Genomic DNA, 10,667 nt, shown 5'->3' with positions numbered 1-10,667 from the left:
CCCGATCTCCAAACCCTAGACAGCGGGTTCCAGCTCCCTGCGTGCACTAAAAAGGGTCCAGGTTCCTTCAAGGAACCTGGAACCTTTTTCGTGCACGCAGGGAGCTGGAACCTTTTTGGGAACTTGGAGTCTTTTTGAGTGCCTTTGTTCGGCACTTTTTCTTGTGAGAATCAGTATATAGCGCCTCGCTTGGAAAGGACTTTGCACATGGTCCCTCTGTCGGAGGATTACATATGTACAAAAAGAAGAATAAATCAAAAGGCTCATTGGTAAAGCTGGGATTGTTTCTTGGAGCGGTAGCCGCTTCGGGATACGGTTTTCACGAATGGGGCTCAAACTTGGTTCAACGCATTTCATACAACGTTAAATCGTCAGTCAAATTAAACACCGCTCAAGATGAATTCAGCATGGCCGTCACCTGCCATAAACTCAATAAACTCGGCTGTAAGTTCTCAGCCCTCAGCAACGCTTACAATAAAGATTCTAAAAACCCCATCATCGTTGGTGAGTACGGAATTGCTCTCACCGAAGCCAATCAACACGACAAAGCCATCCTCGTCTTTAATAAACTTCAGTCGATCACCGATTTATCTCTTCGCCACAAAGCGAGTTTTGCAAAAAGCTTAGGTGAGAAAGAATATTACAACGACTCTAAAGAATGGTACTACAAAGCTATGCGCGAACAGCCCGACAATCTTAAAGTGGCTGAAGGCATGATCGAAATGCTCCGAAAGTCCAACCAGTTCCCCGAAGCTTTAAGTATCATCGGTAATTATAATCTTTCGGTTCCACGCACTCAAAAAGTTTGGGAAAGATTATCTATGGACGTAAAGAATGACTTTAAAGCCTTCCAAGCGAAGTATGCTCTTAAAGAAATTACGGTTTCTAAAATTGGGAACCACTTTTTTGCTCCCGGGGTCTTCGCTAACGCCATGGATATGCAATTATTTATAGTGAATGAAGATTCCTACACCACTGTAGATATCGATTATCTCAACAACATGGGTATCCAATTTATCAACAAAGGCGAAACGAAGATCACCGCCGGCGGTTCAGAGATCGAAGCTATAAAAATCATCATCCCTGAAATGACTTTTGGCGCATGGCAGTTAAAAAACGTTGAAGCTATGGCATGTAAGAACTGCGCCTTCGTCGCCGGTAAGTCGATCATGAGCAAATTGTCTATGGAGAAATCACTGGTCGCCAATACCACGATCGACCTTTTATCGATGAAAGAAAAATAAGCCTGCTCCCGTCTTGAAAACGAGAGAGTTCCTTGCCAGCATCCCCGGATGCTGGCATTCTTTTTTTATGGAAAACCATAAATCGATCTCCACCAACGAAAAGTCCCATACGATCAACATGAACCGTAACTTTTACGGGACCTTTGCCGAGATCGGCGCCGGGCAAGAAATTGCCCGCTGGTTTTTTAAAGTGGGCGGCGCCTCAGGCACGATCGCCAAAGCCATCTCCGCTTACGATATGACTTTTAGTGATGCGATCTACGGCCCCGAACCGAGTGGCCGCTACGTGGTGGAGAGTCGCCTACGGAAGATGATCGATTACGAATACGATCTTCTGCAAGAACGTATTAAACCCGAATATAAAAAATCAAAACAGCTCTTCTCGCTCGCCAATACCATCGCAGCTCGCAGTCCAAAATACAAAGGCGATTGTCACGGATGGATCGGCATTAAATTCCAGTGCACGCCGGAAGGCGAAGCCAACGAAATTATACTCCACATCCGCCTCCTTGACCCCTCGAATGTGCAACAGCAAGAAGCCGTGGGCGTTTTAGGTGTGAACTTGGTGTACGCGGCCTTTCACTATACACAAGACGTCTCAAAACTCATTCGCTCTTTGATTGATGGCGATCTGAAAGATCGAATTCAAGTGAATGTGGTCAAACTCGCTGGACCGGTATTTAAAGGCGAAGACATTCATTGCGCAAACCTTCGCCTCTTAGAGCACAATCTTTCACCCGCCGTATTGATTCGTGCCGATGGCCAAATCAGTCATTTGGCGGAGGAACTTTTCGGGCGGCAAGTTTTACTTCACCGAGCGGCATTCAATCCGATCACAACATCCGATCTCGAAATGCTCTTGAGCGCCCGCAATCACTTTTGCGGAAGTAAAACCGAAGGCGATTGCTCGCCATTTTTAGTGAGCGAAATCGTCGTTGAGAAAAACTTTGAAGCCTCAACACTCGACAATTTAGTCCACCGCATCCGCATGCTCCTACTGGCAAAGCAGAACATTTTGATCACTCAGTTTAAAGAAAGCTATCTTATGACGGAGTACTGTGCTCGATTTACAAAAGAGCCCATTCACTTTGTGTATCCCAGTAAAAAACTGATCGATTTTTTCGAGATTAGCGATCTCCATTCTCTAGAATCCATCTCGCGTATTTTTAAAGACCAGACGCGAATGTATTTTTACCCGACACCCGCTGCGGTTGTGGACTCGCAATTTTTAAAAAATCCCAAATTCCCGTATCTCACATTGCAAACCTACTCGCCCTCCGACAAAAACAAGTTCCTGTTCCAACACTTACTACAAAACGAGTATCTCGAGGACATCAAGGACCATCACTGCGAACCAGATCTCCTCATCAGCGATCAAAAACTCCAAGGAATGATTAAATCCAACGACAAAGACTGGAAGAGATTCGTCCCTGCCGAGATTTCGGATTACATCGTCCAAAAGAAGCTCTACAGCTAAAGACCTGTAGACCTCACATTTTAATTTGTCATTATTGCAAAGCTCTCCAGGCGCCGAGATTTTTGGTGCTCATTTACGGTATAATCCACCGCATGGCCTTAATCCTTCTTGCCGTCCTCTTTCCTTTTTTAACCGCCGGAGCGTCTCCGGCACCTCGAGCTTTCAACGACAACGTGGTCGTCGATCTCGAGAATTGGTTCCAGGGGCTTTACCGAGAATCAATTCCGCGTCAGTCCCTCACAGAGGCAGCCCTCGAACCAATCATTGGATCCTACGTGATTGTCAATGGCACTGGTCCCTTCAACGAAGTGGCGAGCATTTACATCGAGGACGCAAAGCCCTGGTTCGGCCTAAATACCACCCGCCGAAGATTCCGAATTCGCATGTATAAAACCTTGCTTCGAAATCCGGAAGGCCTAGGAATGGTGACGACAGCTCCTTCGATCGATATCGAAAACTTAGGACGAGGCCTCCACGCGCAACCCGACCCCTACAGCGACGGGGGACTATTGTATGGAGTGGGCGAAAAGCAGGTGGGCGTTTTTGAACAGAGCTCGCTCAAGGTATCAGAAAACGTCGTCGAACTTCGTGTTTTGCAAATGCACACCAACTTCTATGCACAGGGCCGTTTCAAGCGCGCCATTGATGGGGATATTCGTTCGACGATGGAATACACGTTCACTTTAGACACCTCCACTCAAAGCTTAAGGATCGAAGTCCGATCTCTCGAGGAGCGGCGAGGCTGGTTCAATCACAGAAAGTGGAAGTCTTCACCTCCCATGGACCAAGTTCCCGTGTCCTACTCCATGCGATTTAAAAAATTCTCCTACAAATCTTTAGATCTCGATCGCGTCGCTCAGGCGGATCGTCAGTTCCACAAAGACGTCGCCAGAATCGAGCGCGCCAATCCCCGCGAGATTTTCCAATTTCGAAGCTGCCTCAATCTTTTCTCGAAACCGTAATACTTGTCGATCCCTCGTGATCCTATCGCCCTGGCACCACCAAATTTTATGGATTAACCCCATAAGGATTCTTCGAGCTCTCGATCATGTACAGCGCCGGCTCCAGATTTTTATTGAACACCTCAGTCAGAACGCTCTGACCGGGATAGAAGCCACCCTCCCACATGCTCTTGGGATCTAACTCAAACGTGAAGGCGAAGATCCCATGGACACCGTAAGCCCAATCGCAGGTGTCCCCACTTGCCAAATAAAGATCACCGGATTTCATAGGTGTGTAGCCCGTCATTTTCGCCATGGCGTTCCCCATGGTCTTAAAAACCGCGAGATCTTTTTTGTTGGGAAGCTCTTCGTCGACATGTCCCCAGGGCCAAAGAATCAATTCCGAAAACGTGTGATAACTCACTAATACCGAAATGTTTAAATGCTTTTCGATAAAGTTTTTCACCGCCTGACTTTCCGGTTCGCTAAAAGGGTTGGGGCCGTGATAAGTGTCGCTCGCAGGATTTGAACTTGCGCCCACATCTCCCCAGCCAAAACCATAATTGCGATTAAGATCCGTTCCGAAAGTCCCGTTGGCGTTTCGCGAGCGGTTTTTGCGCCAACTTTTATATTTGCCGCCTTCGATATCGTATTCCGAACCGTCGATATTGAGCTGCGGAATAATGAACACTTCCTGACTCTCTAACATCGCAACGATCCGGGGATTTTTCTTCTCATAATTCTCGATCAAATACTTCGCGAGAAATAAGGGAACTTCAACCGAAACGTGCTCACGCGCATGGTGACCGCCCATCAACAAGGTCGCGGGCAAATCAGCCGACGGCTTGGCTTTCGATAAACGTAAAACCCAAATCTCTCTTTGCTCCGCCGTTTTTCCGATGGACTCCAGAGTTGCGATCTCTGGATATTTTTTAACAATACCCTGAAGAATTTCTGTTTGCTCTTTGTAGTTATGAAACTGTTCGTCCTTTGCGGGGAAATCAAACGGAGACATTCCCGATTTATAAACTGATATTAAACGGCCCGTTTGTTCGGCCTTTTCAATTTCGGATTCGTCACCGACGACGGTCACCCGATCTTTTTCAACACTGACAATATCAAAGCCCTGAGCCGCAAGATCGCTGCGTTCGTATTTGTCTTTGGCTTTTAATTCGAACCAATAATCACCCGCGAATGCGGTCTGAGATATTACTAAAACTGCCGCAGCCGTGCGGATCATTCCCCAATTCATGCGTCCCCCCAAGATGTACCGTAGATCTATGGTCTCTAGTGGCTGGACTTTGAGCAATCGGGTGCCGTTAAATCTGGGATTGAGACCTGTCAAGAAAGCGACAGGTCTCGCGGGCGCTTAGTATCCTTCGATATAACCGATAAAGGAAACAACCGCTGTTTTTGAATAAGGTCCAGGACCGAAAGCCTCACCGTTCACACGGATCTTGCGCACGCAGCGAGCTTGATCTAACGGAATCCACGTCGTGCTTTGACCTTTCTGAAGAGCAACGTTCTGCAAAAGTACGATCTCTTGCCCGTTGGCATAAGTCACGCGCACACGATTGAGCTGAACGGCACTCTGCTGAGCGCGCACGATCAAATGAGTCACGCGTTGGTTCGCGCTCGCGTTACAGGCCGGGAAGTCGACGCTGTCGACAGCTTTATTCTGAATGAACGTTCGACCTAAAAGAAGATTGGCGCCGTTTTGCTCAAGAATCACTTTGTTCGCAACAGGAGGTGGCGGCGGTGGTGGCCAACCGGGACCGGGGTTGCCGGGATGATGAGGACCGCCAGGAAAACCAGGACCGTATCCATGACCGGGTCCATAATGTTGAGGACCATTATCTTTGTTGATCTGATCTTGGATCACATCAAATACGAAATTAAATATGTCTTTGGGATCTGGATTCGCCACGGCTTGAGACGCGACAAACACCAATGTCCCTAAAAATAGAATTGCTTTCATTCTCTCTCCCTCCAATTGCGATAAAATCGCGTACTTCGGTAATTACCCCATTGGTCTGAAATTTCAACAGGGCGGCACGAGATTCACATAAATGTATATGTTCAGGGGGTTAGGGCGTAACTTCGCGCGTCTAATAGCAATCTTCAATCCTTTTGAACACTTAAGCGAAATTGACTATAGTTCGAGACCTAACTTTAACGAAGGAGTCTCAAATGGCTTTCACTTTACCCGAACTTCCTTACTCAAAAGATGCTCTCACTCCCCACATGTCCGCAGAAACTCTTGAGTATCATTACGGAAAACATCATCAGACTTACGTTACGAAACTCAACGAATTGATCAAAGGCACAGAATTCGAAAACATGTCTCTCGAAGACATCATCAAAAAATCCTCTGGCGGAGTTTTCAACAACTCGGCTCAAGTTTGGAATCACACGTTCTTTTGGAATTGCTTAAGCCCTAAAGGTGGCGGCGAGCCCCAAGGCAAAGTCGCAGACGCCATCAAAAAGAATTTCGAGTCTGTCGAAAAATTTAAAGAAAAATTCACTAACGCCGCCATCACTCAGTTTGGAAGTGGTTGGGCTTGGCTCGTGCAAAACCCAGATGGCTCACTCGCCATCACACAGACTTCAAATGCCGAAACACCAATGACTAAGAACCAGACGGCACTTTTAACTTGTGATGTTTGGGAGCACGCATACTACATCGATTACCGTAATGCTCGTCCGAAGTTTCTCGAAGCCTTCTGGAAACTCGTCAACTGGGACCAAGTGGCAAAGCTTTTAAAGTAGGAACTTTATGAGCCAGTTTGAACCGTGTTCGACAGATCTTTTTTTTAAGTCGACGAAGGAGGGAGACAAGCGCTTAGGTGAATTTGTCAGCCCTCGACGGGCTCCCGACTCTTGCATCATTGCGGGCTATCCCGACGACGAAGGAATCAAACTCAACGGCGGACGCCTCGGCGCCGCCCTCGCTCCCGATCTCATCCGTAAACACTTTTATAAAATGACGCCCTCTCCTTGGGCTTCCAACGCCAAATCTTTTTTTGATCTCGGAAATTTAAAATTAAATTCGCCCCTGGAGGCTCGACACGAAGCCGTCAAAGCCGTTTCTTACTCCCATATGGAAAAGGGACATCGCTGGATCGGTCTCGGTGGCGGCAACGATTACGCCTACGCCGAAGGAGCTGGCTTTCTCAGGGCTCAGCGGAATTCAAAGCACCGGCCGCTAGTGATTAATTTTGACGCCCATCTCGATGTACGACCGACCACGCAAGGTCTTTCAAGTGGCACGCCGTTCTATCGCTTGCTCAGCGATACGGAGCTCGGAGAATTTGATTTTGTCGAAATGGGAATTCAAGCTCACTGCAATAGTCCCACTCATTACGAATGGGCCAAAAGCAAAGGTGCAAAAATTCTGACGTTGGAAGAGCTCAACTTTAAAAACAATTTCGTGCAAACCTCACTCGACACGCTGGCTCCCCTTTTGTTATCCCCTCGCCCGACCTACTTGAGCCTCGATATGGACTCCTTCTCCTCCGCCTACGCCCCGGGCTGTAGTGCCAGTTACGCCACCGGGTTCATTCCTCACGAATTTCTCACTCTGTTTCAAATTTTAAATCAACGCCTCGATGTCCGCTGCCTCGGCATTTTTGAAGTCTCTCCTCCTCTCGACATCGACGAACGCACCGCTAAATTGGCGGCCCAGGTGCTCCATGTCTTCCTCCACTCTTAAATCTCGCATCAGCTTTGGAAGTGATAATCACTCCGGAGTTCATCCTCAGATCCTGCAGGCTCTCGTCGAGAACAACGCCGGCTACGCCCCCAGTTACGAGATGGATGATTTGTCTCAGAGTTTAAAAAAATATATTCGTCAAAATTTCGGCTGCCACAATTCTCATATCGTTTTTAATGGGACTGCCGCCAACGTTTTAGCTCTCGGCACAGGTGTTCAATCTCATCACAGCGTTTTATGCACTAACGTGGCTCATCTCCATGTGGACGAATGTGGCGCGCCCGAAAAACTCATCGGTTGCAAAGTGCTCACGGTGCCTCATCACCAGGGAAAACTTTCGGTGAAAGATATCGAGACTCACTGGATACGCCGGGGCGACCAACACTACAGCCAGCTCAAGGCCGTTTCTATCACCCAACCCACCGAATACGGAACTGTTTACTCCCTGGAGGAGATGACGGCGATTCGCGATTTTTGCCGAGAAAAGAATTTGATCTTTCATATCGACGGGGCTCGTCTCGCTAACGCCGCCGTGGCCTTAGACTGCCATCTTAAAGATATCCTTCAACTGGCCGACGTTGTTTCTTTTGGTGGGACTAAAAATGGTTTACTCGGCGGCGAGATCGTCATGGTCAACTCGCCTGAGCTCGATGAAGATTTTAAATTTATGCGAAAGCAGTCCTGTCAACTGCCCTCTAAGACGCGCTTTATTGCGGCGCAATTCCTCACCTACTTCGAGAACAACCTCTGGAAGGAGATCGCCCGCCATCAGTGCCATATGGCGACGCTTTTATCGCAGCAACTGAGCGATCTGCCGCAGGTGACGGTCACCCAGCCGGTGCAGTCGAATGCGGTCTTTTGCATTTTTCCCAAAAAGGTGATTAAACCCCTTAAAGACGAGTATTTCTTTTACGTCTGGGATGAGCACACCTTAGAATGTCGATTGATGACTTCTTTTGGGACTCGAGAGCAGGACATTATAAATTTCGTCACACGACTTAAAAGTTTACTCAGAGAATAATTGGAGATCCCTATGAACAATAAATTTGCGTCCACCAACTATGCGGATTACCTCAGAGTCCACGATCTCATTCAGCTTCAGGAGCGTAAAAGTGAAAAAATCGGAAATCCCGCTCACGAAGAAATGCTCTTTATCATTACTCATCAAGTGTATGAGCTTTGGTTCAAACAAATTCTCTTCGAAGTCGATAGTGTTTTAGAAATCTTCGCCCAGGACTCCATCGAGGAAGGGTTAATGTTAAAAATGATTGGCCGCCTCGAGCGAGTGATCGGCATCCAAAAGTTATTAATTCAACAGGTGGATGTTCTGGAAACCATGACTCCTTTGGATTTTCTCGATTTCCGCGAACTGCTCGTGCCCGCCTCGGGATTTCAGAGCCAGCAGTTCCGTTTGATCGAAAACAAAATGGGGCTCAATCGCCGCCTGCGCTTTAATAATCAAGACTACAAAGAATTGCTAAAGCCTGAAGAGCGCCCGGAAGCCAGCGCCTCGGAGAAAGAAACAACTCTCTTTAACTCCTTAGAAGCATGGCTCGAACGAACTCCGTTTATCGCCACGAAAAACTTTGATTTTTGGCAGACCTATAAAGGCACTGTCGAAAAAATGTTTAACGAAAGCGAAGTGGCCGTGAAGGCCGCGGGACTTGATCGGTCCAGCCAGGAACAACATTTGGCGAGCATCAAGTCCAATCGCGAAAGTTTTGAGGCCATTTTTAATCCAGACGATTACAAAAAACTTCAAGACAACAATCATTGGCGCCTCAGTTACAAAGCCCTTCAAGCAGCTTTATTTATTCAGCTGTATCGAGACGAACCTCTTCTTCAAGCGCCGTTCAAATTGATGGCTTGCTTGCAGACCCTGGACGAAAATTTTACGCAATGGCGCCAACGTCATGCCCAGATGGCCCACCGTATGCTCGGCGCAAAGATGGGAACCGGAGGCTCCTCGGGTCATAAGTATCTGGCCGCTGCCGCTGATAAACATAAAGTGTTCACCGATCTCTTCAATTTGGCGACATTCCTTGTGCCCCGCTCAAAGCTTCCCGCACTCCCCGCGGAAATTAAGAAGAAACTCAGTTTCCACTATTGACAGATTCTCCCCCACTGACTTCAATAAGAGTCCTAAGGGGGAGTTTATGAAAATATTTTTAATCGGTCTTCTGTTTCCGACGTTGGCGTTCGCTATCGAAGGTCGTTTCGTTTTTTCGGGCGAAGTTCAATCACCCAGTATTATTCGTCACGAAGTGGTTTATCCCGGCACAGAGGCGGGGCAAGCTCGCATCGCCGAGCTGATGAACCTCAGCTACGAGTGCAAAAGCGCCCTTCAGTTTGTGAAATGCACCCGAGTCGTGGACGAAGAAATTCCTGATGTGGTTAAAAACTATCAGCCTCGATTTAGCGAAATCACTTTTGGGACTCTAAAGAGCTATAATCCCATCTACCAAGGTGAAGACTATGTTCAGTATCAGGCCGATCAAGAGGTCTTCACTCCGGAAAAATCCTACGCACCAGTGAAGTACACCGAAACAGCGGATTTCACCAAGGTCCTCGTGGGCGATATCCAAAAGGGCGATTTCTTAGGATTTTTCGTGGAGGATAACAGTATCTTCCACACCACGAATTTTAACGTGACCGAGTCCAAATGGGTCTTTCGAACTTATGGACTCGAAGTCAAATACACGCGTCAGTAATTGTATCCGCCGTTTAGAAGGCGGCTTTCGCCGCCTCTAAAACTTGTTCCACATGGCCAGGAATTTTAACTCCGCGCCACTCTTGAATCACTTTTCCGTTTCCATCGATCAAAAACGTACTGCGATCCACACCCATGTATTTACGTCCATAAAGACTCTTCTCTTTGATCACGTCGAAGATTTTACAGAGCTTTTCCTCGGGATCGCTGATCAAATGGAAGGGATACTGCTGCTTGAGGCGAAAGCTATTGTGGGACTTGATGGAGTCGCGAGAGACCCCATAAACTTTTACACCTAACTTTTTAAATTGCATGAATTTGTCTTTAAAATCATGACCCTCTTGGGTGCAACCGCTGGTATTATCTTTGGGGTAAAAGTACAAAACGGTGGGAGTGGAAATGTCTTTTTCAGTAATAACGCCATCAGTGGCTTCTAACGAAAATTTGCCCACTTTTTTGCCGACGATCGCACTGGGGGCGGCGGCGACTTCTGTCTTCTTGGGCGTTTTTTTAACGGTTTTAGTCGTTTTACTCGAACTCGATTTCTTTGCTGACATAATACACTCTCCATTTTAAGACGTGT

The 10,667-nt window shown here is 47.4% G+C and carries 11 protein-coding genes; 8 read left to right on the top strand and 3 right to left on the bottom strand.

From position 1 onward, the window contains the following. The first annotated feature begins 233 nt into the window (after positions 1 to 233). The 3 genes from K2Q26_04900 (at position 234) to K2Q26_04890 (ending at position 3,683) form a co-directional block, all read left to right on the top strand. Positions 234 to 1,244: a hypothetical protein gene (locus tag K2Q26_04900; GenBank protein MBY0314832.1), complete on the top strand. Its 1,011-nt coding sequence runs from the start codon at positions 234 to 236 to the stop codon at positions 1,242 to 1,244. Between the two features lie 67 nt (positions 1,245 to 1,311). Beyond that, positions 1,312 to 2,721: a hypothetical protein gene (locus K2Q26_04895; GenBank protein ID MBY0314831.1), complete on the top strand. Its 1,410-nt coding sequence runs from the start codon at positions 1,312 to 1,314 to the stop codon at positions 2,719 to 2,721. Positions 2,722 to 2,813: 92 nt separating this feature from the next. After that, positions 2,814 to 3,683 carry a hypothetical protein gene (locus K2Q26_04890; protein MBY0314830.1) on the top strand — a complete coding sequence of 290 codons (870 nt, stop codon included), beginning with the start codon at positions 2,814 to 2,816 and terminating at the stop codon, positions 3,681 to 3,683. 46 nt (positions 3,684 to 3,729) lie between these two features. Here K2Q26_04890 and K2Q26_04885 read toward each other — a convergent pair whose 3' ends face one another. Both K2Q26_04885 and K2Q26_04880 read right to left on the bottom strand, forming a co-directional pair. Next, positions 3,730 to 4,914 (bottom strand): zinc carboxypeptidase, encoded by a 1,185-nt coding sequence (locus tag K2Q26_04885; GenBank protein ID MBY0314829.1) that lies wholly within the window; start codon positions 4,912 to 4,914, stop codon positions 3,730 to 3,732. A 117-nt stretch (positions 4,915 to 5,031) separates the two neighbouring features. Continuing rightward, positions 5,032 to 5,640 (bottom strand): DUF2541 family protein, encoded by a 609-nt coding sequence (locus tag K2Q26_04880; GenBank protein ID MBY0314828.1) that lies wholly within the window; start codon positions 5,638 to 5,640, stop codon positions 5,032 to 5,034. Between the two features lie 212 nt (positions 5,641 to 5,852). Between K2Q26_04880 and K2Q26_04875 the strand changes: the two genes are divergently transcribed. The 5 genes from K2Q26_04875 to K2Q26_04855 are packed head-to-tail and all read left to right on the top strand — an operon-like array spanning position 5,853 to position 10,085. Continuing rightward, positions 5,853 to 6,431 carry a superoxide dismutase [Fe] gene (locus K2Q26_04875; protein MBY0314827.1) on the top strand — a complete coding sequence of 193 codons (579 nt, stop codon included), beginning with the start codon at positions 5,853 to 5,855 and terminating at the stop codon, positions 6,429 to 6,431. A gap of 7 nt (positions 6,432 to 6,438) precedes the next feature. Next, entirely contained in the window at positions 6,439 to 7,374 is a 936-nt protein-coding gene (locus K2Q26_04870; GenBank protein MBY0314826.1) for a formimidoylglutamase, read from the top strand. Then, positions 7,355 to 8,395 (top strand): low specificity L-threonine aldolase, encoded by a 1,041-nt coding sequence (locus K2Q26_04865; protein ID MBY0314825.1) that lies wholly within the window; start codon positions 7,355 to 7,357, stop codon positions 8,393 to 8,395. The genes K2Q26_04870 and K2Q26_04865 overlap by 20 nt, the downstream gene beginning before the upstream one ends. Before the next feature lie 12 nt (positions 8,396 to 8,407). After that, positions 8,408 to 9,484, top strand: a complete 1,077-nt coding sequence (locus K2Q26_04860) for a tryptophan 2,3-dioxygenase (protein MBY0314824.1) — start codon at positions 8,408 to 8,410, stop codon at positions 9,482 to 9,484. Between the two features lie 46 nt (positions 9,485 to 9,530). Beyond that, a complete protein-coding gene (locus K2Q26_04855) occupies positions 9,531 to 10,085 on the top strand; it encodes a hypothetical protein (protein ID MBY0314823.1) in 555 nt (184 codons plus the stop codon). A gap of 13 nt (positions 10,086 to 10,098) precedes the next feature. Here K2Q26_04855 and K2Q26_04850 read toward each other — a convergent pair whose 3' ends face one another. Next, complete coding sequence (locus tag K2Q26_04850) at positions 10,099 to 10,641, bottom strand: peroxiredoxin (GenBank protein ID MBY0314822.1); 543 nt, start codon at positions 10,639 to 10,641, stop codon at positions 10,099 to 10,101. Positions 10,642 to 10,667: the final 26 nt, after the last annotated feature.

Source organism: Bdellovibrionales bacterium (genome assembly GCA_019750295.1).
Classification (GTDB): domain Bacteria; phylum Bdellovibrionota; class Bdellovibrionia; order Bdellovibrionales; family JAGQZY01; genus JAIEOS01.
Note: the sequence above shows the minus strand (reverse complement) of the source record. Positions and strands in the feature narration are given on the sequence as shown.

What these genes read in the sequence shown, in the direction of transcription:
- K2Q26_04900 (MBY0314832.1), top strand. Translation starts at nt 234, where the DNA reads ATGTACAAAAAGAAGAATAAATCAAAAGGCTCATTGGTAAAGCTGGGA.
- K2Q26_04895 (MBY0314831.1), top strand. Translation starts at nt 1,312, where the DNA reads ATGGAAAACCATAAATCGATCTCCACCAACGAAAAGTCCCATACGATC.
- K2Q26_04890 (MBY0314830.1), top strand. Translation starts at nt 2,814, where the DNA reads ATGGCCTTAATCCTTCTTGCCGTCCTCTTTCCTTTTTTAACCGCCGGA.
- K2Q26_04885 (MBY0314829.1), bottom strand. Translation starts at nt 4,914, where the DNA reads ATGAATTGGGGAATGATCCGCACGGCTGCGGCAGTTTTAGTAATATCT.
- K2Q26_04880 (MBY0314828.1), bottom strand. Translation starts at nt 5,640, where the DNA reads ATGAAAGCAATTCTATTTTTAGGGACATTGGTGTTTGTCGCGTCTCAA.
- K2Q26_04875 (MBY0314827.1), top strand. Translation starts at nt 5,853, where the DNA reads ATGGCTTTCACTTTACCCGAACTTCCTTACTCAAAAGATGCTCTCACT.
- K2Q26_04870 (MBY0314826.1), top strand. Translation starts at nt 6,439, where the DNA reads ATGAGCCAGTTTGAACCGTGTTCGACAGATCTTTTTTTTAAGTCGACG.
- K2Q26_04865 (MBY0314825.1), top strand. Translation starts at nt 7,355, where the DNA reads ATGTCTTCCTCCACTCTTAAATCTCGCATCAGCTTTGGAAGTGATAAT.
- K2Q26_04860 (MBY0314824.1), top strand. Translation starts at nt 8,408, where the DNA reads ATGAACAATAAATTTGCGTCCACCAACTATGCGGATTACCTCAGAGTC.
- K2Q26_04855 (MBY0314823.1), top strand. Translation starts at nt 9,531, where the DNA reads ATGAAAATATTTTTAATCGGTCTTCTGTTTCCGACGTTGGCGTTCGCT.
- K2Q26_04850 (MBY0314822.1), bottom strand. Translation starts at nt 10,641, where the DNA reads ATGTCAGCAAAGAAATCGAGTTCGAGTAAAACGACTAAAACCGTTAAA.